25 protein-coding genes are annotated in these 23,954 nt (G+C 38.9%); 11 read left to right on the top strand and 14 right to left on the bottom strand.

Annotated elements, in window-relative coordinates:
• The 5 genes from IPI99_00690 (at position 1) to IPI99_00710 (ending at position 3,565) form a co-directional block, all read left to right on the top strand.
• A complete protein-coding gene (locus tag IPI99_00690) occupies positions 1 to 531 on the top strand; it encodes a hypothetical protein (GenBank protein MBK7339022.1) in 531 nt (176 codons plus the stop codon).
• Positions 532 to 548: 17 nt separating this feature from the next.
• Positions 549 to 833, top strand: a complete 285-nt coding sequence (locus IPI99_00695) for a hypothetical protein (GenBank protein ID MBK7339023.1) — start codon at positions 549 to 551, stop codon at positions 831 to 833.
• Positions 834 to 844: 11 nt separating this feature from the next.
• Positions 845 to 2,062 carry a hypothetical protein gene (locus IPI99_00700; GenBank protein MBK7339024.1) on the top strand — a complete coding sequence of 406 codons (1,218 nt, stop codon included), beginning with the start codon at positions 845 to 847 and terminating at the stop codon, positions 2,060 to 2,062.
• A 74-nt stretch (positions 2,063 to 2,136) separates the two neighbouring features.
• On the top strand, positions 2,137 to 3,075 hold the full coding sequence (locus IPI99_00705) for a 3-phosphoglycerate dehydrogenase (GenBank protein MBK7339025.1): 939 nt from the start codon (positions 2,137 to 2,139) through the stop codon (positions 3,073 to 3,075).
• Positions 3,076 to 3,103: 28 nt separating this feature from the next.
• Positions 3,104 to 3,565 (top strand): phosphoheptose isomerase, encoded by a 462-nt coding sequence (locus IPI99_00710; protein ID MBK7339026.1) that lies wholly within the window; start codon positions 3,104 to 3,106, stop codon positions 3,563 to 3,565.
• 56 nt (positions 3,566 to 3,621) lie between these two features.
• On the opposite strand, the gene IPI99_00715 is transcribed toward IPI99_00710, so the two are convergent.
• From IPI99_00715 to IPI99_00730, 4 genes are all read right to left on the bottom strand, one after another.
• Positions 3,622 to 4,950 carry a hypothetical protein gene (locus IPI99_00715; protein ID MBK7339027.1) on the bottom strand — a complete coding sequence of 443 codons (1,329 nt, stop codon included), beginning with the start codon at positions 4,948 to 4,950 and terminating at the stop codon, positions 3,622 to 3,624.
• A 93-nt stretch (positions 4,951 to 5,043) separates the two neighbouring features.
• Positions 5,044 to 5,799: a type III pantothenate kinase gene (locus IPI99_00720; protein ID MBK7339028.1), complete on the bottom strand. Its 756-nt coding sequence runs from the start codon at positions 5,797 to 5,799 to the stop codon at positions 5,044 to 5,046.
• 9 nt (positions 5,800 to 5,808) lie between these two features.
• Positions 5,809 to 7,314 (bottom strand): bifunctional phosphoribosylaminoimidazolecarboxamide formyltransferase/IMP cyclohydrolase, encoded by a 1,506-nt coding sequence (purH, locus tag IPI99_00725; protein MBK7339029.1) that lies wholly within the window; start codon positions 7,312 to 7,314, stop codon positions 5,809 to 5,811.
• A 9-nt stretch (positions 7,315 to 7,323) separates the two neighbouring features.
• Complete coding sequence (locus tag IPI99_00730; GenBank protein ID MBK7339030.1) at positions 7,324 to 7,908, bottom strand: thymidine kinase; 585 nt, start codon at positions 7,906 to 7,908, stop codon at positions 7,324 to 7,326.
• Positions 7,909 to 8,263: 355 nt separating this feature from the next.
• Here IPI99_00730 and IPI99_00735 point away from each other — a divergent pair, with 355 nt between their 5' ends.
• Complete coding sequence (locus IPI99_00735; protein MBK7339031.1) at positions 8,264 to 8,920, top strand: hypothetical protein; 657 nt, start codon at positions 8,264 to 8,266, stop codon at positions 8,918 to 8,920.
• Entirely contained in the window at positions 8,917 to 9,648 is a 732-nt protein-coding gene (locus tag IPI99_00740; GenBank protein MBK7339032.1) for a rhomboid family intramembrane serine protease, read from the top strand. The genes IPI99_00735 and IPI99_00740 overlap by 4 nt, the downstream gene beginning before the upstream one ends.
• Before the next feature lie 84 nt (positions 9,649 to 9,732).
• Here IPI99_00740 and IPI99_00745 read toward each other — a convergent pair whose 3' ends face one another.
• The 3 genes from IPI99_00745 to IPI99_00755 are packed head-to-tail and all read right to left on the bottom strand — an operon-like array spanning position 9,733 to position 12,949.
• Positions 9,733 to 11,037: a hypothetical protein gene (locus IPI99_00745; GenBank protein ID MBK7339033.1), complete on the bottom strand. Its 1,305-nt coding sequence runs from the start codon at positions 11,035 to 11,037 to the stop codon at positions 9,733 to 9,735.
• On the bottom strand, positions 11,034 to 12,089 hold the full coding sequence (wecB, locus tag IPI99_00750) for a UDP-N-acetylglucosamine 2-epimerase (non-hydrolyzing) (GenBank protein ID MBK7339034.1): 1,056 nt from the start codon (positions 12,087 to 12,089) through the stop codon (positions 11,034 to 11,036). The genes IPI99_00745 and wecB overlap by 4 nt, the downstream gene beginning before the upstream one ends.
• 8 nt (positions 12,090 to 12,097) lie before the next feature.
• Positions 12,098 to 12,949 (bottom strand): class I SAM-dependent methyltransferase, encoded by an 852-nt coding sequence (locus IPI99_00755; GenBank protein ID MBK7339035.1) that lies wholly within the window; start codon positions 12,947 to 12,949, stop codon positions 12,098 to 12,100.
• A 180-nt stretch (positions 12,950 to 13,129) separates the two neighbouring features.
• Between IPI99_00755 and IPI99_00760 the strand changes: the two genes are divergently transcribed.
• From IPI99_00760 to IPI99_00770, 3 genes are all read left to right on the top strand, one after another.
• On the top strand, positions 13,130 to 13,732 hold the full coding sequence (locus IPI99_00760) for a DUF937 domain-containing protein (protein ID MBK7339036.1): 603 nt from the start codon (positions 13,130 to 13,132) through the stop codon (positions 13,730 to 13,732).
• 258 nt (positions 13,733 to 13,990) lie between these two features.
• Entirely contained in the window at positions 13,991 to 14,395 is a 405-nt protein-coding gene (locus tag IPI99_00765; GenBank protein MBK7339037.1) for an Hsp20/alpha crystallin family protein, read from the top strand.
• Positions 14,396 to 14,478: 83 nt separating this feature from the next.
• On the top strand, positions 14,479 to 14,862 hold the full coding sequence (locus IPI99_00770) for an Hsp20/alpha crystallin family protein (protein ID MBK7339038.1): 384 nt from the start codon (positions 14,479 to 14,481) through the stop codon (positions 14,860 to 14,862).
• Between the two features lie 137 nt (positions 14,863 to 14,999).
• Here IPI99_00770 and prmA read toward each other — a convergent pair whose 3' ends face one another.
• On the bottom strand, positions 15,000 to 15,836 hold the full coding sequence (gene prmA, locus IPI99_00775; protein MBK7339039.1) for a 50S ribosomal protein L11 methyltransferase: 837 nt from the start codon (positions 15,834 to 15,836) through the stop codon (positions 15,000 to 15,002).
• Positions 15,837 to 15,941: 105 nt separating this feature from the next.
• Between prmA and guaB the strand changes: the two genes are divergently transcribed.
• The gene (gene guaB, locus IPI99_00780) at positions 15,942 to 17,423 is read left to right on the top strand and encodes an IMP dehydrogenase (GenBank protein MBK7339040.1); all 1,482 of its coding nucleotides are present in this window, start codon (positions 15,942 to 15,944) and stop codon (positions 17,421 to 17,423) included.
• 59 nt (positions 17,424 to 17,482) lie between these two features.
• Here the strand turns inward: guaB and IPI99_00785 are convergent, their stop codons facing one another.
• From IPI99_00785 to IPI99_00810, 6 genes are all read right to left on the bottom strand, one after another.
• The gene (locus IPI99_00785; GenBank protein MBK7339041.1) at positions 17,483 to 17,944 is read right to left on the bottom strand and encodes an MgtC/SapB family protein; all 462 of its coding nucleotides are present in this window, start codon (positions 17,942 to 17,944) and stop codon (positions 17,483 to 17,485) included.
• Between the two features lie 5 nt (positions 17,945 to 17,949).
• Positions 17,950 to 18,492: a DUF1003 domain-containing protein gene (locus IPI99_00790; protein MBK7339042.1), complete on the bottom strand. Its 543-nt coding sequence runs from the start codon at positions 18,490 to 18,492 to the stop codon at positions 17,950 to 17,952.
• Between the two features lie 497 nt (positions 18,493 to 18,989).
• Entirely contained in the window at positions 18,990 to 19,685 is a 696-nt protein-coding gene (locus IPI99_00795) for a DUF4290 domain-containing protein (GenBank protein ID MBK7339043.1), read from the bottom strand.
• A 3-nt stretch (positions 19,686 to 19,688) separates the two neighbouring features.
• A complete protein-coding gene (gene glmS / locus IPI99_00800; GenBank protein MBK7339044.1) occupies positions 19,689 to 21,527 on the bottom strand; it encodes a glutamine--fructose-6-phosphate transaminase (isomerizing) in 1,839 nt (612 codons plus the stop codon).
• 30 nt (positions 21,528 to 21,557) lie between these two features.
• Positions 21,558 to 22,928, bottom strand: coding sequence for a DUF4270 family protein (locus IPI99_00805; protein ID MBK7339045.1), 1,371 nt, complete (start codon positions 22,926 to 22,928; stop codon positions 21,558 to 21,560).
• A 32-nt stretch (positions 22,929 to 22,960) separates the two neighbouring features.
• Entirely contained in the window at positions 22,961 to 23,764 is an 804-nt protein-coding gene (locus IPI99_00810; protein ID MBK7339046.1) for a glycogen/starch synthase, read from the bottom strand.
• Positions 23,765 to 23,954 lie beyond the last annotated feature (190 nt).

Below are 23,954 nucleotides of genomic sequence, written 5' to 3' on the forward strand. Positions count from 1 at the left end.
ATGAAAAAGTATTCCATCCTTTTACTCAGCATACTCTTCGTTCTTTTGGGCTTGGCAAGTTATTTTCTCATAACGAAAAAGAATACAAAAAGCAGTGTAGATAGTTCGGACAGAAATTTCGCGGTGAGCAACATCGATGAAATCACCAAAGTCTTCATAGCAAAGAGAGGAACTGAACCTAATCTGCTTGAGAAAAAATCAGACGGATGGTATGTAAATAATAAATATAAAGTAGGAAAGAATCAAATCGACAACCTGATCAATACTATCAAGAATATTCGGATGGCTTCTATTCCACCCAAATCAGCGTATACAAGTATCATGAAAGAGATGGCTACCATCGGAACCAAAGTTGAAATATATACCGGAGGAGATGTTCCGGCAAAAACTTATTACATTGGAGGAGTTACGAATGATGAAAGGGCCGTATATTGTCTATTCATTTTCAGAAAAAAAATAAACAATGGTTTGCATTTGATGGTCAGGAAGCACCAATTACCAATTTTGATCAAAAAATTCTACTTAGATTAGTCAACTCCCTACAAGAAATGAAATGTGAGGCATTTGAAAATGGGAATGTTCTCAAATCCAAAATAGAACAAATGACACCTTACAGTACTTTCAGCTATGCTGATATTCACAATCAAACGTATTGGGTGAAAATTTTTCCGATCAATCCCGACATTGAGAGCAAAATTGACATCAGTCCTGAATTTGTGCATAGCGATAAACTCTTTAGATTTTATGTGTTGCGTCAGGACGGTGATTTGTTGTTGGCTCAAGTCCAACAAATGCCCACATTATTAAGTAAGAAATCTGATTTTATGAAATAAACTATAGAGACATGCGCACTCTTATAGGTATAGGTATACTGGTATTAATTTCTTATTCATTTACGTTTCGCGATGAAGCCTGGGGATTTTACGGGCACAGACTCATCAATAAAAATGCAATATTCACATTGCCTGATGAACTGAGACCTTTTTACAAATCTCATTTGGATTACATCGTCGAACATGCAGTCGATCCTGACAAAAGAAGATATGCGGTAAGAGGTGAAGCAATCCGTCACTACATAGATCTAGACCATTGGGGTGTGGATGCTGGCCAAAATCTGCCAAGGAACCTTGGTGATGCAATCTGCAGGAATGCCGCATTTTATTATATAAGAGCAAAAGACACCATATTAATATTTGATACAAATCAAATTTCTGAAAAAGAATACGTTTACACTCAAAACTTACAATTAAACACTACAGTATTTAAATCCTCGGTAAATTCATTCCGACTTTCGAGATGGGTCAATCAAACTGCCATTAAAGAATATGATCAGAATCAATGGTTGGTTGATATCACTCTAGGTGACAGCACAATCTTTCCTCAACTTGCAAATGCACAAAGCATATGGATCGATGACAAATTCAGTAATCATGGAATATTGCCTTATAATTTTGAAAGGGTGTATAGAAATCTTGTTGCAGCGTGGCAAAACAAAAATCTTGATTTGGTACTAAGATACTCAGCAGATATCGGGCATTACATTGGAGACGCTCACGTGCCGCTCCACACCACAAAAAATTACAATGGACAACTCACCAATCAGGTAGGCATCCATGCTTTTTGGGAATCCAGAGTACCTGAATTATTTGCAGAAAAAGAATTCGACTTTATTATTGGCGCTGCCCAATATTTGCCTGACATTCGTTCACATATTTGGGAGGTGATACAATCCAGTCACCATTATGTGGATTCTACCCTCAAAATAGAAAGAGAACTAAGCGTGTCTTTTCCGGCAGATCAGCAATATTGTTATGAAGACAGATTAGGCGTTACCACAAAATTAGCTTGTGAAAAATATACAAAAGCATATCACACCAAAATTGACAATCAGGTAGAAAAAAGAATGAGAGCTTCCATAATTTCCCTGGGATCCGTGTGGTTGAGTGCGTGGGTCGATGCAGGTCAACCCGACTACAAAGAGATGATCAAAAAACCGGACATTGTATCCGTAGATTCAACTGTAATTCCGGGCTCACGATTTGAAATCCGCGATCACGAATAAGAATCTCGGGTTTCACCATTTACTCATTATTCAATACCTTTGTGCCTCTCCCAATTAATTAAATCAAATCAAGCATGAAAATTCTAGTGAATGACGGAATGGAAGAAAGTGGAATTGAGGCGTTGCGTCAACATGGCTTCGAAGTTATTACCCAAAAAATTGCTCAGGAGGATCTATTCAATGAATTGCAACAATTCGATGGAATAATAGTCCGCAGTGCGACAAAAGTCAGAAAAGAATTGATCGATGCATGCCCGCAATTAAAATTTATCGCCAGAGGAGGAGTCGGCATGGATAATATTGACGTAGAATACGCCAGATTAAAAAATATTGTAGTCATCAACACTCCAGCTTCTTCCTCAAGATCGGTTGCAGAGTTGGCTATGGTTCATTTATTAGCATGTACAAGAGGCTTAGCTTCCTCGATCAGATCAGTCCATGACCCCTCCAGTTTTCAATCCACAAAAAAAACTCTTTCTGAATGTCGTGAAATCAAAGGAAAAAATTTACTTCTTCTGGGATTTGGCCGGATAGGCTCAGAGTTGGCAAAAATGGCTCTGGGTTCTGAGATGAACATTTTGGTTTTTGATCCTTTTATCGAACAAGCTTCAGTTGAAATGAATATTGGTTCTCATAAAATAGTCTTCAAACCGGAAATGATAGAATTTGGAGAAGGCCTGGCCAGAGCAGATTATATTTCATTGCATGCACCTTTTTCAGGACAAGCCATCCTGAACGAGGAAGCTTTTGAAAAAATGAAATCGGGAGTTATCATCATCAATACATCAAGAGGTGAAAATATAGACGAGGCCGCACTGATAAATAATTTAAACTCTGGAAAAGTCCGGGCCGCCGGTTTGGATGTTTTTCAGAATGAACCAAATATCAATCCTGAAATCATCCAGCATCCAAACGTATGTATCAGCCCACATATCGGTGCATCGACACAAGAAGCTCAGGCGAGAATTGCGGAGGAGCTAGTCGAAAAAATTGCTTCTGTATTTTCGAAATAAGTAATTCCAATTATCTAAAAGATTAACGATGTCAATACCTACATCCAATGATTTGATACTACAAAATGCGTTTGATGCGGAAGGACACAAACTCAGTCCTTTATTACCACAACACATCAAGAATTTTTTGGTAGACATTGACGGCACAATCTGTGATGATGTACCTAATGAGGAACCCGAAAGGATGGTGCATGTAGCCCCATACCCTGATGCACTTCAAATTCTAAATAAATGGTATGATGAAGGCCATAGAATTACATTTTTTACTTCACGCACAGATGCTCACAAAGAAATCACTGAAGCCTGGCTGCACAAACATGGATTTAAATATCACGCACTGTTGCTCAACAAGCCCAGAGGTGGAAATTATCATTGGATCGACAACCACATCGTAAGAGCAACAAGGTATGAAGGGCAGTTCACAGATTTAACGGTTGAGCTGCAAGAAGTTGAAGTATTCAAAGCCGGTGAGAAAAAATCTCAAGCCTAATTTTATATCTCTGATTTTATTCGATTTTACGAATCTAAGAACAATTCTTCTTTTCGTCAATCATAACGTCTTTTGAGAAACCACTCGTTATCCAAAACGCTGAATGCGAGATGAATTGCAAAATAATTTTGGCGGAGAGCCTCAGTCCAACTAAATTCACCATAACTAAACCCAAGGTTGACCATAGAAATTTGACGTTGGAACACGAATGGGACGCCGAAACCAAGCGTTGCATGCCAGGCTATTGGATTCTTACCGTTTATCTCCCGATAGTCATTTTGGAAATGAAGTCCAGCACGATAATTGATCCGTTCAAAAAACTTGCCGTAACCTGAAATATCCGGTCTATACCAATAGCCCAAAGAAACAGCATTGGTATTCGCTAGTGACACATTCCCCTGCAAAAGCGTTTTGCTGTTTTTCCAATTTTCAAATTTATAGTCAAATGAAAATCCTGATTTCTCTTTGTGATTGTAATACGCACCTAATGAAATCTGAAAAGGTAGATTGGAATTGCTTATTTGTCCATCTGTATAATACACTGTATCTACTTCGTAGTTTGGTACATCATAAATCGTAGTATGCAAACTCGAACTTTTGAATCTTGCATAGGTTGGAAGTCCTACGTGAGCGCCAAAATTGACGGATTGGGGCTTGATCGATTTGTCTTTCTTGATAGCTTCTTGATTGAGCACCCACCTGTAAATACTGCCTAGCTTTACAGACAATGCGCGCATAGATGCCTGGTCATCCAGGTAATTGTCTGCTCCAGGAAACTGTTGCAAAAACAGTAACCTTTGCTCAAATCGTTGCACCCCAAAAATGTACCCGATCTGGATCCCTGCAGCAATATTATTTCTTTGATAACCAAAACTTCCAAACACATGATTATAAGAGCCACTACCATCGAGCCTTCTCTGGATATCACCTATATTGGCAAGCGAGTCATCTGTAATAAAACTATAACCTGTAGTGGCATATGGCTTCATCCCAAAAGCAATGCCGTAATAATTTTTATATGGTTTCTTATTGAGAATCTCATTGATTGAATTTCTTAAGGGTACACCCAAGGCAACATGATCCAGATTGCCTGACCAATCTTTACTCGTGCGGTTTTGATTGTCTTTGACAGTTTTATACTTTGCACGCAAGCCTACCTCTATGTCGGTCATGCGCAAAAAACCGAGGGAAGCAGGATTTTCAAAATTGAAAGTATTGTAATCTACAAATCCGGCACTTGCGCCTCCCATTTGTTGAATCACCCCATTATTGACGTTTTGAAGATCGCCCCATCCATATTTTGATAGGGGTGAAAACTCAATATTTTGCGCTCCTATCGTCAGGGTGAGCAACAATAAACAGCTAGTCTGTAAAAATTTGTTCATGAATTTCTATTTATACCTTTTCTACACAAATCAAAACCAGGCTGCACTTACAAATTCGTCCGGGCAGCACGTCCATCGATTACTTTCTTCTTTTCAATGCTTATCCAAAGAATTTCCCTGATTCCACTGCCAGATGGCGTAAAGTCCTTCTAGCACAAGAAAAGGTCGCACAAATGTCTTTATTTTTATGGTTTTGGCCAAAAAATTTGAATCCCCGCCTGATAGAACGCAAATCAACTCATTGTATTTTGCGGATAGTTCGTGGAAATAAGACTCGATTTCAGCTTTTATCCCAAAGAGTACTCCTTGCTGCAAAGCACCTTCAGTATTCTGTCCCAGAATCGTTGGCGTTGCTCCATCAGGTGCTGAAACTAATGGTAATTTTGTAGTAAACTCATGCATCGCCTTCCATCTCATTTGCATTCCGGGTGCAATATTCCCCCCTTTAAAGTGCCCGGTGTTGTCGAGCAAATCGAAAGTAATGCAGCTGCCTGCATTTACTACCAAACAGTTTCTGTGGGGAAAATGGTGCATTGCTCCACAGCACGCAGAAATCCTATCTCTGCCCAGGGTTTCAGGACTTTTGTAATCCAGCTGTATGGGCATCCGGAGTTCGTGATTCAAAAAATAAATTTCCCCCTTTTTGCTTATTATATCTTTCCATTCAGCTCTGAAGTCAGCAACGGAACTCACAATTGTTTCATTGTAGTGCCTCTTATCAAACCAATGTATAATCCCATCAGCATCATCTTTTAGAAAAGCTATGTCCTCAATCATTTGACCCTGCACAAAAAGAGCACATTTTATCCTTGTATTCCCAACATCTATTGCCAATAGTGTTACAGACATACACCCCTTTTAGTGTTTAAAGTTTCTGATACCGGTCATAGCCATAGAGATACCGTAAAGTTCAGCAGCATCAATACTTTTTTGGTCCTGTATAGAACCACCCGGTTGCGCGATCACTTTAATTTTGGCTGCATGTGCCAATTCCACACAATCCGGAAATGGAAAAAATGCCTCACTTGCCATACATGAACCGGCGGGATCAAATCCCATTCTCACTGCTTTTTCTATTGCCTGCTTACAAGCGTCCACTCTGGAAGTCTGACCGCAACCCATTCCTATCAATTGCTTATCCTTGACAAGTGCGATGGCATTCGACTTGAGGTGCTTCACGCAGTTTACTGCTATGATCAAATCCTCCCACTCTGCATCCGTTATGGCCCTGGAAGTGACGAGTCTGCTATCTTCTTTTTTTTGTTTTTTCAGGTTGTCTTCTTGAATCAGAACACCATTCACTGCGCTCTTTTTGATAAGAGGAGCTAAGTCCCAGGATTTAATTTTGACTAAAGCCCTGTTTTTTCTGTTCAGCAGCATACTTTCTACCCCTTCTTCAAAACCCGGTGCAATGAGAACTTCGTAAAACAATTTGTCGATCTCGTGTGCTGTCTCTTTGTCGACTTCCCTATTGCAAATTATCACACCTCCAAATGCAGATTGAGGATCTCCGGCTAAGGCTGCTTTCCAGGCTTCTGACAAGCTGTCTCTCAATGCTAAGCCACAACTATTATTATGTTTGAAAATGGCAACACAAGCAGAGTGCTCCTCTTTAAAATCATTCATCATATGCAATGCTGCGTCGATATCCAGGAGATTATTGTATGACAGTTCTTTTTGACCTTTGACTTCCAAAACCTCATTAATATCCCCTTTAAACCAAGCCTTCTGGTGCGGATTTTCTCCATACCTAAGTTCTGACATTTGATTTGTCCCTCCATTGAGATACTGATAAATCAACTTATCATACTTACTCGAAATCTGAAAAGCAGCTGCAGCCAGCTTTTTTCGATGACTTATATTACTCAATCCCTGAGAAGCAACAATCTGATGCAAATCCTTATAATACTCTTTGGAAGGAATGACTACCACGTCCCGATAATTTTTAGCTGCCGCTCTGATGAGAGAAATACCTCCTATATCGATTTTTTCTATAATGGCATCGTGGTCATCTGTTGTCTTTGTAGTTTCTTCAAATGGATATAGATCAACCACCACCATATCAATCATTGGTATTTCAAAATGTGCCAGCTGGCTGAGGTGATCATCATTCCTCATAGCAAGAATCCCACCAAATATTTTTGGATGCAATGTCTTTACCCTTCCTCCCAATATTGAAGGATAAGAGGTCACCTGTTCCACTGCTACACATGGCAAGCCAAGTCCCTCTATATAAGATTGGGTTCCCCCCGTTGAATAGATAACTATTCCCATTTCAGTCAAGAGTCGCACCAATTCATCCAGTCCGGTCTTATCATAAACAGATATCAATACCGAATGGACGCGTTTTTGTAATTCAGGCATGAGGTTTTATCATTTAAAAATTAAAATATTACCCATACTGAAACAAGTTCGGCAACGGGGTTCATATAGATCTTTTTCTCCTAAAAGGAACTGATCTCCTTCCTGAGAAAGTCTATAGGAATGTGTGGCCAGATTTCCACAATGAGGACAGATCGCATGTACTTTGGTAATGTATTCGGCTGTGGCCAGAAGATGAGGGATTGGACCAAATGGGATGCCCCTATAATCCATATCAAGTCCGGCTACAATGACACGCTTGCCTTGTAAAGCGAGTTGTTCACAAATCTGCGTAAGTTCCAGGTCAAAAAACTGGGCTTCATCGATTCCGATCACTTTGGTTTCTTCTGAGACCTGCAAGATATCTTTGGAATGTTCTATCGGTTGGGAGAGCAATGCGTTTTCATCATGTGATACGACTTTTCTGTCATCATATCTGGTATCTTTGCTCGGTTTGAAGATTTCAACTTTCTGATTGGCTATCCTCGCTCGTTTCAGCCTACGAATCAATTCCTCTGTTTTACCGCTGAACATGGATCCACAAATGACTTCTATCCATCCAGAACGTTGGCTACCAAAACCGGGCTCTAAAAACATAGCACAAATATCTAAAAATATTATATATATTGATTCTTAATATCAGGAAGTGACTAAGAGCAAGAACTGTAAATGAGGGGTAAGCTGATAAAACATGAATTGCCTGACCTTTTTCATGAAAAAATAAAATTTGGCTCTAGAGCTCTTAGAGCTGATAGCCAAAAAAATGCTGAAGATCCAAGCCTCATTGTGATTTTATAAAACAAATGAGGTATCAAAAGTTACTCAGATGCTTGAAATTCAAGGTCAGCCGCAAGCGATTAAAGGCATTTTCTGTGAACGTTTTGATTATTTTTGAAGTTAGAAAAAGAATTTATTCAATGATATGATAGATTTTGGCCCAATCCGCAAATGGATGAATAAGATGAACCAGTTGATGGATCTTTATGCTGACGGCGAAAGCTTTACAGAAGAAGAGAAAGACTTGTTACTTGATTATATAAGAAGGATCAAAAAACACGTGGATGCACTGCCTGTTGATGATGATGCACTGCCGGCTCATGTACCGAACGCTTCAAGAGTGGTCAGCGATGAAGTTGTACCCAAGGTAGAAAAGCCCCAACCCATAGTGGTTGTACCTGAAGTCAAATCTGAAGACATTGCACCATCGAAAGCAAGTCAACAGCAGGAAGTATCGGTCAAATCAAACCCGGAACCGCAAATTCACATTCCCGAAATCCCCAATCCTGTTGAAGAAAATTATAGTACATACCCCTCATTGTTCGACCATCTGAATATCTCGGATTTATCTCAAAAATTGACTTTAACTCCGATCAAAGATATCCGAGTGAGCATGGGACTAAATGAGAAAATCGTAGTCAAGAATGATTTATTCAGAGGAGACCAGAATGATATGGATGCCGCCCTTCAGCGACTCAACCAATGTAATAATTTTGATGAAGCAAAAAAATTCCTTTGCAGTGACATCATCCCTAAATACAATTGGGACAGTCCGGACAAAGAGCATATAGTTGATAAATTTGTGCTGACAGTTTACAGGCGCTTTTTATGAACGATTTACATCAAACTAAAAACAATCTCTACCTCAGTCTGAGTTTTGCAGCTGCTGTTTGCTTATTTTGTTTTGTGATGCATGTCATGGGCAACCTATGGTTGATCAATAAGCATGAATGGGGAGTTTATCCCAGACAACTTTCACACTGGTACGGAATATTTACCTCACCCTTTATTCACAATAGTTGGGGACATTTATTTGCGAACCTGGCACCATTGTTCGTTACATTGACTATGATTTTCTTTTTTTACAGAAGTATATCATGGGCAGTTTTTGTAATGATATGGGCCTTGACAGGATTTGCTGTTTTTATGTTTGCGCGCAATAGCATTCATATAGGCGCAAGTGGACTGGTGTATGGTTTTATTGGATTTGTTTTTTTTTCAGGAATATTCAGGCGAAATGCAAAATCAATAGTATTGATGGCTATCGTGCTGATCATGTATGGCGGTGGTTATTTATCAGGAATGCTGCCCACACAACCCAATGTTTCCTGGGAAAGTCATTTATTCGGAGGTCTGGTGGGAATGTGGACCGCATTTGTTTTTCGCAATTTTAAAGAAGCCGACGAAAACCAAAAATTCGACTGGCAAGGTAAAGACAGAACAAGAAGTCAGGCATATTTTTCTTCCGATTTATTTGATAAAACTTTGGAACAAAAAAGAATTGAGGCAGAAGAAGAAGCCAGGAAAAGAGCTTTAGAGGATCCATTCAATTTTACCTGAATATTATACTTCATATTATTGAATCGGACTTATAATATTACTACACCTCTTAGTATTGAATTGAATAGGAATAAGAATGATCTATTACCTCGTGGAGTTGGATCCAAATAATTTGAGTTCCAGTCTTCTGAACCATTTATGCTTATCCATTCCTGAGATAAAGATGATTTGTTTGAGCCATTCGACACTTTGATTACGAATCACCATTTTTGGAGCAATCCAAAACGGATGCTCTGAGTAATACTGAAGTTTTTTTAGATGTGAGCTAGCCTGACCCGATAGTATTCCACTACTTTTAATTTTTGATCGAACGGCTGCACCTACCTGATTGACAAATGAGCTGTATGTGTACAAAGGATTCAAAGCAATTTCCCTGTAGGCATTTTCAGCAATGGATTCACAATAGTCAATGTCTTTACATTTTTCAAGAACTTCTTGCAAATTACTCCAGTCTTTCCTGATTGGAATGTAATGCTGATGCGCGACAAAAACACCATTATAATCACCTTCAATTAATATCTGACAGGTTTTTGCAATTGCAGCTTCAAAGTGTCTTGGAGAAAGTGCATAATAAGGAAACTTCATATCCATGCCTGGAAAACATTGAGATTCAACTTCACCGAACTCTGCATTGGGATGGGTGAGCATATAATTATTCACCTTTCTACGAATAGATCCATCCGGATCAAGCATTGAAGTACCACCTTCACAACCCGGCATTACTCTTGTATTTTTTACAAAATGATACCATTCTTCCCCAAATATAAAATCATTGGGATCGTTTGAAAGGTCCAATTTTAATGCAGGATGAGCTTCTTGAATTTTTTGGGTCAACATCCATTTATATGTTGCATGCATACCCAAATTATATGGCATTTTTCTGGCTCGATAAGCGATATCCACTCTGCGATATCTGTGTGCTCTAATTTCAGATCCAAAGATGCTGAACATCTCCTCGTCAATATAACCTGTCAAGACCTGAGTAAATGATGTTACGCCACTTTTTTCGAAAGGATACACGACTTGCCACAAATCCTCAGGCAAACAAGTATATACATGTTCAACTCCAAACTCCTTCAAAAATTTGCACAGAGAATTTGTGTTTACATATTCATCTTGAATCATTGCAAATTTCGGAATATCTAAGTTTTTCAGATTCTTCCACTGATAGAAGGAGGCACTAAATTCCTGATTAATATTTGGTAGGAAAAATGTAAAGTGAAAAAGAACAGCATTAAATTCGCATTTGCTGACCAGGTCAGGGATTCCATAAGCCACATTCCAATAATAAATATCTGCATCATCCATTTTTTTGAATGCAAGTAGATGTGACGAAATTGCTTTGCGTTGCTTTCTGGGTTTTTGGTGATATATAAAAAGTAGTCTCAACGAGTTCTATTTTTATTCAAAAATTCCACGATTTGATCTATAATATAATCTGCTGCATGCCCATCTCCATACAATTCTTCCTGATATTGATTTGGAATTACACTCAATGCCTCTTTGAGAATATTTAGATCATCCCAGATCAATTGATTCCATGCTCCTTGTAAGGTTTCTTTCCACTCCGTTTCTGATCGAATTGTGACACAGGGTTTTTTTAAAATATATGCTTCTTTTTGAATTCCTCCGCTATCGGTAATCACTCTGCTGCTCGCTGCCATTTCAACAATATTGTCGAAGTATGATAGTGGATCTTTGAATTGAATCCTGGAGAATTTGGAAGTATCTACGAGCTCACCCAATTTTTTTTGAGTACGTGGGTGCACAAAAAAATGAACAGGTTTATCCAGAGAATCCAATAATTCTACGATTTGAATCAACCTTCCGGGATCATCAGTATTATAAGGTCTGTGCAATGTCAGATAATAATATCCTCCATCTTTTTCCTGCAACATATTCCTTTCTTTGCAAATGCGGATCATGTCGCACATGACGTCACCCGCTCTGATGATATTTGTGCTTATACCTTCCTGCTTCAAATTATCTATGGCTATGCTCGTCGGCACCACCAGTAATGAAGAAATATGATCAGTGAGTACGCGGTTGATCTCCTCGGGCATGGCACGATTATATGATCTAAGCCCTGCTTCCACATGAACTACAGGAATTTCAAGTTTTGCTGCACACAACGCTCCAGCCAGTGTAGAATTGGTGTCTCCATATACCAATACAGCATCCGGATTTTCCGAGATGATTATCGGTTCTATCTCCTGCAACATCTTCCCCGTCATTTCACCATGCATACCACCGCCGGTTTCGAGTTGGTATCGGGGTTTACTCATTCCTAATTCATCAAAAAAAATCTGACTCATCCTATAGTCATAGTGCTGACCAGTATGAATGGTGATCATCTCACACCTTCCCTCAGAGGCAAATTCCATGGGAGCATGTTTGATAAACTGTGGTCTCGCCCCTACTACTGCAAGTATTTTTTTCATTAGTTGTTTTAATTTTTTTTGGCAATCACATAAATATCCAAACCCAATATCCGATCAAACCAGCCAAGCAAATAGTGTCGTAGTTTAACGGATGTTCCAGGTATCTTGAACTTGCCTAAATTTCTGATTTCTTTTTTCAATATTTCACATTGAGAAAATAGATTTCCTATCTCATCTAAAGTTATGAATTCCGTTGCAGGTGGAGGCGAGCCATCCATCCGCGAATCCCGCTGCCATCTCTTGAATGCACCATATTCAGATGGAACTTTGAATTTCCGATTAAATAACATATAAACTCTGCAAAACAAATAAATCAAAGGTGCCGCCAAAGTTCTTAATGAATATCGGTTGTATACCATGAAAAGAATAAGCCCGCCGGGCTTGCACACCCTTTGAACTTCTTCTAACGCGAGCTTAAGATTACCCGTATGATGCAAGCAACCGATACTTACAATCTGATCAAAATGTTGGTCAGGAAATTTTAAATCTAGAGCATTTCCCTGTTCAGCATGGCAATGGTTTTGCAATCCATTATCAGCCAACCTATAATTCATCATTGCAACCGGACCATTTGCAATATCTACACCTGTGTAAGATTTCGCATGTGTTGCCAGATCTTGTCCAACTGTACCATAACCCAGACCTATTTCGAGAATAATTTTATTGTCACTTTGAATCTCTCCCAAATAAGGCTTGAGGTAAGGATAATATCTGAAAAATGCTTCATCAAATTTCTTTAAATTTTCTTTGTTAACTTCTACGATGCCAAGTTCATGAGCGAAACTACTCCCACACAATTCATCCCAGAAAGCTGAATTATCCTGAGACAGCCCTTCAATGCCTTCTTGCTTTGCCTTCATCCGACAAAAGTAAATATTTAATATATATAATATGCATATATGTAAAGCTGGAAACTTATGCTGACTGAGATTGCACAAGCCCAATTGCCGAACTTTTTTAACTTGAATCATCAATAAGAAGGAATTAAAATGTCCAGTTGTGTGTTATAATTGTCTAATCTAATACAAATTAAGTTTACAATGCAAATCACAGATCTTATTTCTCAACATCTACCAGAAGACACACTTATCCAAATCGCTCAACAAGCCGGAATATCTTCTCCTCAGCAAGGTGCTATGGCAGGAAAATCAGCAATTCAAACCATACTACAAGGTATGTCCAACAATGCCGGACAAGCCGCAGGAGTACAATCCATCCTGGGAGCATTGGACCGTGATCATGATGGAAGCATACTGAATGATATTTTCGGTATGGTCAATGGGCAGCAACCGGCAGCAAATCCAAGAACAACAGATGGATCAGGAATATTAGGGCATATTTTAGGAAATAGACAAGACCAAACGGTTCAGGGAGCTAGCCAGATTCTAGGAATAGAGCCTCAAAAGATGATGAGTTTACTCGTCAGCCTTGCACCGGTAGTTATGGGTCTGTTAGGTAAAATGAGAGCCAACAACCAAATCAATGAGACCAATATCCAAAATGTATTGGGCAATGCTACACAACAGCAAACCGCCCAAATGCCAGGTTTAGGAGTGTTCAGCAAACTTCTCGATCAGGATGGTGATGGAAATATCACAGATGATTTATTACAAATGGGGATGAAATATTTCTCCAATAAATAAGGAACGACCATATTTCTGGAAAGGCCTGCTCCAATGAGTGGGCTTTTTTATTTTAAGCGGGTCTGCTGCTGAAATCAATTACGAGTCTAAAGCTGAATTTGAATTGATTCATGTCATTATGACATATTGTTTGAGTTTAATATGCCATTTTGGCATTTATCGCGACTTAAATCAGACATTATAGCTGTTGGAGCTTACTGGCACAAGCATTGATTCTTTAGGGAAGAAAACAATTGTAACAAATAAAAAAGAAAAAAAATGTGGACTAAAACAATGTATCCAATGCACACAAGATGTTCTCACAGATCATGTGGACCTCACCAGGGAAAAAGATTCGATCATCAATCCCAGTCATTAAGACTAAAAATTAACATTCAGGAAACTGAAGACAAGTACGAATTAGAAATGGCTGTTCCAGGTTTGACCAAAGAAGAGGTAAGTGTAGATTTTGCAAACCAAATTCTTACGGTGAAAACGAAGCCGAACTCTACTGAAAGCAAAACATGGTTACACCAGGAATTCAGGCAAGGGCCAGCTTCCAGAAGCATACAGTTTTTGGAAGAAGTGGAAGAAGGAGCAGTGAGTGCCAAATTTGCTGATGGAGTATTGCATATCGTAGTACCCAAAAAGCAAAAACAAAGCAAAAAAATCGAAATTCTTTAAACTAACGCATTATTAAAATTTTTTCAATCATGAAAACAAATCAATATCCTTCATTTTTTCCGGCATTCAATCAGTTTGGAAATATGCTTGATGAAATATTTCAGGCAGTAGATACCGCAGGTGGACAATTATTCAATACAGGATTACCTCCTGCAAATATCCACGAAACAGAAACAAATTTCCAATTGGAATTAGCCGCTCCGGGATTAAATAAATCCGACTTCAATATCGAAATCGAAAATAATTATCTGACCATCAGCTGTGAAAAGAAAAAAGAATCTGAGCAAGCTGACAAAAAGTATTCTAGAAAGGAATTTAGTTACGAGCAATTCAAAAGATCTTACAAGCTGCCTGAATCTGTAGATCAGGAAAATATTACAGGCAACTATGAAAATGGGATTCTGAAATTGACTATGGTTAAAAAAACACCAAGTTCAGCACCAAACAAAAAGATTGTAGTAGAATAATTAATTGATTCGTTTTTCCACGGGGATTAGGAAAGCGGGGTTGATACTCAATCGGCCCCGCTTTGTTTTTTCCGATAATCAAAAAAAATTACACTCTGAATTAAATGTTGCAAGCTACTGCCGCAGGAAACTTTATTCTATTCCTTTTCTTTCAGAAATACGAGAGCAGCCCAATCCAATTTTTGCATTTTATCTACCAAGTGTAATCCATAAGTATTAAATTTAGCAGTCATTATTTCAACATCCTCCATCAGAAATCCTGAAACAATCAAGCTAGCTCCGGAGAGAAGGTGATCTGAAAGAATACTGCCATATTCCAATAGTACATTGCGAGTAATATTTGCAAGTATAAGGTCATATTGTTGTCCGGAAGGGATTTGTTCTGCTGACCCAAGATAGATGCTATCACTCTTCAAATCATTGAGCATTAAGGTCTCTCTGACATTTTCTACAGCCTCTATTTCATTATCAATAAAACAAACGGATTTTGCTGCTTTGATTAACGCGTAACACCCAAGGATACCTGTACCGCAACCAAAATCGAGCACAGTTTTTCCGGTGCAATGCAGATCCATCATCCATTCCAAAATCATAGAAGTAGTGGCATGATGACCGGTGCCAAAAGCCATCTTGGGAGAAATCAATAATTGTTCAGCGCATTCTGATCTCCGCTCATGAAAAGGCGCTCTGATCTGAAGCTTATCCCTCAAAACGATGTCATCAAAATTTGATTCCCAAACTTTATTCCAATCTGCAGAATCATGTGTATTGACCTGATAACTTATATTTTTACTTGAAGTCAATTTATGTAGCTCAGATTTGAATTTTTCGTCCACTTGATTTGTGGGCACAAATGCCTCCAAGCCATCTTCCTGCTCCCAAAATGATTCAATCCCGATATCACTCAGATAAGCTATCCACTCCTCTATTGATTCGGGAGCTAATTTTATTTTGATCGAAATGTAATTTTCCATTATCGTATAACAAGTTATGAATTGCTTCAAATTTCTACAGTTTCAGCCTTCGCAATATCTTATAAAAATTTGAACCCACAAAAATTTCTTTCCCTATCTTTGCACATGGAATCAAACTTTTTCGCATCCCAATTTCCAACACTTGAAGCCCTCACTTTTGACGATGTTTTACTCGTCCCCGCGTTTTCGGAAGTTTTGCCCCGAGAAACAAACATCAGTTCAAAATTAACCACTGATATACTGTTACACGTACCGATTGTCTCTGCAGCAATGGATACAGTCACAGAAAAAGATCTCGCCATTTCAATGGCCAGAGAAGGTGGTATTGGAATTATCCATAAAAACATGAGCATAGACGCTCAGGCAGCTCAGGTTCGCAGTGTAAAAAGATCCGAGAGCGGCATGATCATAGATCCGGTCACGCTCATGGCGGACTCAAAAGTATTGGATGCATTGCAGCTGATGTCGCAACACAAAATTGGCGGTATACCTATAGTGGAAAAAAACAACAAACTGGTAGGGATATTGACCAACCGGGATTTGAGATTTGAGGTCCATCCGAGCAGACCCATTGCAGAAATAATGACCAAAACACCCCTCATCACCGCTCCGGCGGGTACGACTTTGGAACAAGCCAGACTGATCCTGCAGAAGCACAAGATCGAAAAATTACCTGTCATCAAAGACGATGGTACACTAATCGGTCTCATCACATACAAAGACATCATGAAACTGGAAAGCTACCCTAACTCTTGTAAAGACCAACTGGGAAGATTAGTCGTTGGAGGGGCTGTTGGCATCGCTGAAGATACATTAGATCGCGTTGCAGCGCTTGTCTCAGTCGATGTCGACGTCATTTGTATTGATACAGCTCATGGACATTCTAAGGGTGTACTTGACATGGTCAAAACCGTCCGAAGACAACATCCATACCTACAAATCATTGCGGGCAACATTGCCACAGGAGAGGCTGCAATCGCCCTTGCTGAATGCGGGGTCAATGCTGTGAAAGTTGGTGTAGGACCGGGTTCGATCTGTACAACAAGAGTGGTCGCAGGTGTTGGTGTTCCTCAATTGACAGCAATCAGCCTAGCAGCCCAATCTTTGAAAAAGAAAGGCATTCCTGTGATTGGAGACGGTGGAATCAGATACACCGGTGATATCCCCAAAGCCTTGGCAGCAGGAGCCAGTACCGTCATGGCAGGATCCTTGTTTGCTGGAACAGAGGAAGCACCAGGGGAAACCATCATCTTCGATGGAAGAAAATTCAAAGTTTATAGAGGTATGGGATCTCTGGGCAGTATGCAAAAAGGTTCTAAAGACAGATATTTCCAGGATGTTGAAGAAGACATCAAGAAGTTGGTGCCGGAGGGCATCGAAGGCCGCGTTCCATTCAAAGGAAAGGTAAGTGAGATCATGGTTCAATATATCGGTGGACTCAAAGCCAGCATGGGTTACGTAGGGGCTAAAACTATAAGTGATCTCCAACATGCAAAAATGGTAAGGATCACCAACGCAGGTGTTACAGAAAGCCATCCACACAATATTACGATCACCAAAGAGTCGCCAAACTATTCCAGAAGGTAAAGCTGGTTGCCCTCTCTACGTTAGAACTGTGAATGATTACAGTATTATAAACCTATTTATCACATAGTTGGCCCATTAGGTTGTGAAGACTGAATTCTTTGGTTTGGCTTAGATCTGTTCAACCAACTATCAATAGGTTTCAGGATTACATTTACAAAAACCACAAGTGTAGTCGCTATCATTGTTTCTTTAAAATAGGCTGCTCCAGCCAGGCAACCTACTGCTGAACTACACCAGATCGTCACTGCAGTGGTTAGACCATGAACACTAGAACCTTCCTTAAAAATAACCCCACCGCACAGGAAGCCGACTCCGGTAACTACCTGACCAATAATCCTCGTGACATCTCCAGCAGCATTGGTAATACTGATGGACAAGACTACGTAAATAGTGGACCCCAATGAAACCAATGTATTGGTTCTTAAACCTGCCGATTTATAATTCCACTGACGTTCAAATCCAATGATAAACCCTGCAACCAGCCCAACGAGTAATCTGGTGCCAAAATCAATTAATGTCATACAATTTATTTACTGCTTTCAATTTTTTGTTCGATGGTTTTCAATATTTCCAATTGCTTCGCCTGACTTTCTATCAAAATCTTGATTTGCTCTTCCAGCAAAAGGTCAACTTTTTGATTGATCATTCTCACTTCCATCTCCGCTTTTAAGTTGATCAGAAAATCATTCTCATTTCTTTTGCGGTCTATTTCCTCCTGTCGATTTTGACTCATCATTATGATTGGTGCCTGAATGGCTGCCACACATGAGAGTACTAAATTCATCAGTATAAATGGATAAGGATCAAATCGACTTTGAACGGGCAAAAATACGTTGATGCTGATCCATACAAGCAATATGCAAAAGAAGATTAGTATAAAACTCCAACTCCCTCCAAATCGGGCCATTTTATCTGACACTTTCTGCCCTCCTGTCAAGATGTCTTTTGGTGGATGCAAAAGGTTCTCCATGACTAGTTTCTCTTCTCGAATGGCTTTACTTACGATACTGTGTAATTTCTGTAGATTTTCATTTTCAGACTTCAACAGATCAAGCATTTCATCTTTCATGTTTATTTGATTAAAAAGAGTGAAGAATAATCATAACCAATAGGTAAATTTCTAAAAGTTTAGTCTAATGTATGAAGATTTTTTGGACAGCCGATGGGATAGATTCATAATGATAGGATTCACCTTATTTGAGCCAATAGATTGAACTTAAATTCATATTTAATTGCTATGATCATTTGGAATATCTAAATCCGCACGTCTATTACAATTTGAATATTCAAGTAAAAATTTTCTGGTAGCTAGTGCAGTATATTCGGATTTTGCAGTTAAAATTCTATTAGGAGCCAAATAATCTACAAAATTTGACTTGAGAGCTAGAATACTAAATCAATTTTTAAAAACATCAAAAATCATTGATATTTAGTTTGAGCTAAAAACTGGTGTGTCAATCATCTTAAAATAATACAGTGTAGAAGCTGTATTGTGAATAACAGAACCGGTCAGAAAAAATCAAAAAAGGTTTAAGGCGAATGAAATTGTCAAAACGCAGAGCTGTATTACAGACCCGGTTGATATTTTTTAAATTTCTTCTTCTTGTTTTTATTCTTGTTGATGCCTTGTTTTTGCTTATAATTTGGATTGAGTTTGGACATTTGAACTTGTCCAACTCTTTTTTGAAACTTAGGATTTGCAGAAAAGCTATCGAGAGATACTTCAGGATCGAGTTGCAAGACTCCTCCTGACATCGAATACAATTCATTTTTGACTGCCTCGTCGTTAATATAGTGCTCTTTATTCCAGGTCTTTACTGCCAATTTCATGAAGGACCCAATAATCATTGCAAATTCGTCTTGTTTTTGGCCCGGTTCGATCTCAACAGCTTTTTTGATCAAATCGCTGACATAAGATCCATAATGTCTGTTGCGATTGTTGATTCTTGGATACTTTACTTTTTCCGGGTGGATAGTATCAGATTCTGCGGTCACTTCGCATCCTGGCGGTGGTGTCACCTTGATATCATACTCTGCTATCCTGAACAAATGATGCCAAAGTCTTTTTCTATTTTCCTCAATATTCCTGTTGTATGGAGTCATGATCTGCATGATTTCGATGACGCTTTCAGCAAAAGCTTGGCGATATCCATCCTCTTCAATTCGCTTACAATGCCAAATTAAATCTTGAACCGTCCGTCCATATTCAGGCATGATCAGACGTGCATTTTGAGTATTATACAGAAAACTAACTTCTCTCATTTTTTATTCAACTGTTACAGATTTTGCGAGATTTCTAGGTTGATCAACATCGCAACCACGCATCACAGCAATGTGATAGGATAATAATTGCAAAGGTATTACACTCAATAATGGTGTAAATGGTTCGAGGGTATGAGGGATCTCAATAACGTGGTCTGCAATTTTTTTGATCTCAGTATCACCTTCAGTAACCAATGCAATGACCATTCCTTTTCGAGCTTTCACCTCCTGGATATTGGAAACAATTTTTTCGTAAGCACTTATATTGGTCGCTATCACCACTACCGGCATGTTTTCGTCGATAAGGGCGATAGGTCCGTGCTTCATTTCAGCTGCAGGATAACCTTCAGCATGAATATACGAAATTTCTTTGAGTTTCAGTGCCCCTTCAAGTGCAACCGGGAAATTAAATCCTCTTCCCAGATAAAGTACATTATTGGTGTGCTTGATTTCACCTGCGAGATATTTTATCTTGTCAGCTGACTTCAGCACTGTATCCACTTGCTCCGGAATGCTGGCAAGGTTGGCTATCAACTCGTGATAATATGAATTGCTCAGAGATCCATTGCCATGCCCAAGGACAATTGCCATCAATGTCAATAAAGTAACTTGTCCGGTAAATGCTTTGGTGGAGGCGACACCGATCTCCGGGCCACAGTGGGTATAGGATCCTGCATGAGTTAAACGAGCTATGCTTGATCCCACCACATTTACGATACCATAAACAAGAGCTCCATGTGATTTGGCTAACTCTGCTGCTGCCAATGTATCAGCGGTTTCTCCTGATTGAGAAATCACCAGCACAACATCGTGCTCTCCAATGATTGGATTACGATATCTGAACTCGGAAGCATACTCTACTTCTACAGGAATGCGAGCCAATTCTTCGATCAGATATTCCCCAATCAAAGCAGAATGCCAGCTGGTGCCACATGCAGCTATAATTATACGCTTTGCGTTGGCAACACGGTTTGCATGTTCCTGCAATCCACCCAGCCTTGCCCAACCTTCAGTTGCATTCAACCGGCCTCTCATACAATCTGATATAGTCTGGGGTTGTTGGTATATCTCCTTGAGCATAAAGTGTGGATAACCGCTTTTCTCTATTTCATCAAGGCTCATTGTCAGTTTATGAATAACCGGCTCTTGTACCTCATTTTCAATGGTAGTGATCTCCATACCATTAGTCAACGACAGTACTGCGATTTCTTCATCATTGAGATAAACCACTTTCTTGGTGTATTGGATGATAGGTGATGCATCAGAAGCGATATAAAATTCATCATCCCCAATGCCAATTACCAAAGGGCTTGACTTTCTCGCACCAACAATTTTTGTTTTGTCTTGCTTGTCCAATACTACGATAGCATAGGCTCCATGTACACGCGATAAGGCTTTGCGCACTGCGTCTTCAAGGCTAAGATTTTCTCTTTTTTGTACTTCTTCAATTAGGTGTACCAGAACTTCAGTATCAGTTTCACTTTTGAATCTATGACCCATCCTGAGAAGGGCAGTTTTTAAAGTGGAATAGTTCTCAATAATTCCGTTGTGTATGATAGCTAATCTCTCGGATTCAGAAAAATGTGGATGTGCATTGATATCATCCGGTTTTCCATGCGTCGCCCATCGAGTATGCCCCATACCTACTGTGGCAAATAATTTTTTGGGATCTGTATAGTCAGCCAGTTCCTGAACCTTTCCTTTTTTCTTGTAGACTTCTATTCTTTCGTCCAAGAGAGCAATTCCAGCACTATCGTAGCCTCTATATTCCAGCCTTCTCAATCCTTCCATAAGGATGGGATATGCATTTTTTTTGCCGATATATGCTACAATTCCACACATATTAATACCAAAGTTAATGTGTTTTAAACATTATTCAGAATAGGTCACCTTAATTTTCATTGGATATAGGCTATGTTGAGTACCTCCTAAAACAGATCTATTAGCTGAACTTGTTTTGAAAAGCGGAGAGAGTCTCAAATTTAAGTCTTTTCTCAATCTGTAATTTTCTTTAAAGTGACTGGTGATGTTGAGTTTGTATTTGTACACTTTTGGATTCGTTCCAATAACTTCTTCAGGTACTGATCCAAAATACAAATGATAAAACAGTTCTGAAAAAACACCTCCTCCGGCAGCATTTGCCCTTGCAAGATCGATGACGGTTTCAGGTTTTCCTGAACTTAGATCATCCAGATTAAAATATCGGATAGGCTTGTAAACGTTTATGTTATCCCCAGGTAATTCCACGGAATAAAACTCAAGCACAGCATAGTTAATAAACCTCTTTTGCAGAAAAGTATCATAAGGAATTATAATCTGTGCATCTGTACCTATTCCTGAATTGATATAGATCAAACTATCTCCTTTTTCTGTGTTTTTTTCAAAAGGTTCCGAATAGCTTCCCACAGTTTGATGATCAAAGTAAGGAATTTGAACACTAGATGTTGAAATGATAAATTCAAATTGAGATTGTATAACAGAATCTACAGTCGCTTTGTAATATATAGTTACTTTGCTGTCAATGTTTGTCGGATTAACGGAAATTACTGATTTTGAATTTGCCGGTCTTACTGCAATTCCAGGAAAAGCTTTGACAAAATAATCTGCAGAATTGTATACTGTATCCGGATAGGATCGCAGCATACTCATAAATAATGCGGTATCCAATCGCATCCTCAATTGAGGCGCCAATTTCACTGTTTGATTGACGAGTTGAACTTCTATTGAATCTCTTCCGTTTGGAACAAAGCCATATAAACCACCCAATTTCTTTGAAGCTGATGCTTTGTGGTTTGCATAATACACATTCGAAATATCCAAGGGTTGGTCTAACACAAATACTTCAACATCCATCGGTTGATCAACAGGACCATAGAATTCTGTTGAATCATATTTCAAGCTGAGTACAATTGAATCTATGGGTTGCTTCAGAAAATTATTAATTTTATCCGGTACAAATCTGAGTTGTGCATTGAAGCCATACTCTGTCTTTCCAAAAACAGGTCCGTCTGTCCGTCCTACCAAAAAATTATTGAGAACGTAGGAAAGATTTGGTTCAAATGTAAGAATGCTATCCCACTTGTATCCTGAGGCTGAAAGTTTACTGTAATCCAATCCGTCAGCATGAATCCATTCACCATTTAGCAAATCTCCACCGGCATTTTCCAGTTTGTTACAGGAAATCCCCAAACCTATCAGACAAGTTATAACCAATCCGAAAAATGTAGATTTTTTATTCAACATATAAGTTTTGATGCTTTGCACATTCAAACGCTTTATGAGATAAAATTCTTATAAAACTGAATGTAGCTTTTTAAATAATCTTCTGATTCCGTTTGAAGAAATGGTTTCTTAGATTCCTCAATAGATTTTTGAATATTTGCTTCTAAGTCGGGACTCCCATTTATAATTCCATCTGCATACTGAATAGCACCTTTATATAGATTGATGCCGGTGCCATTCTTAAATGCGGCAAGTTGATCTTGCTTGAGATTATTGATGGCGGCTTTCTTGATAAACTCGTCTGTAAATGTGGAATCAATGTTCTTTTCATAAATTGAAAAAATTACCTTGGCTCCTTTAAGGATTGGATCATTTTTGTATGCTGTCTTCAAATAAAATGGGATAAGACTTGTCATCCATCCGTGACAATGCACAATATCAGGAGACCATCCGAATTTTCTTACTGTCTCGAGTGCACCCTTGCAGAAAAAAACAGTTTTCTCCTGATTATCATCTATGGGTTGTCCTTCATCATCAAGGAAAACATTTTTTCTCTTAAAAAACTCGTCATTGTCTAGAAAATACACTTGAATTCTACTTCCGGGCAATGAAGCTACTTTAATAATAAGTGCATAATCATCGTCGTCTATAATGATATTCATTCCCGAAAGTCTAACAACTTCGTGTAGTCTATGTCTTCGTTCATTGATCACTCCGAATCGCGGCATAAGGATTCGAATTTCCATGCCTTCATCTTGTGCAGTTGCGGGAAGCTTCTGGATTAATGAGCCAATGCCGTCGAGGTCCAGGTATGGATCCATCTCCTGTGTAATGAAAAGAATGCGCTTTTTTGACATACCTAAAGACCTTATATTAATCAGGGACGCAAAGATAATACATTTTACTCAGCAAAATGCAATCTATTTTCAGCAATATTTCCTAACGCATTGATTTTCATATGTTTACAAGGCATACTACAGGATACTAAAATGGTGCAAATTCCGAATTAGCGCGCGATGGAAACTTTTGTAGTCCAATTTTCTGTCT

Source organism: Saprospiraceae bacterium, assembly GCA_016710235.1.
Taxonomy (GTDB): Bacteria; Bacteroidota; Bacteroidia; order Chitinophagales; family Saprospiraceae; genus Vicinibacter.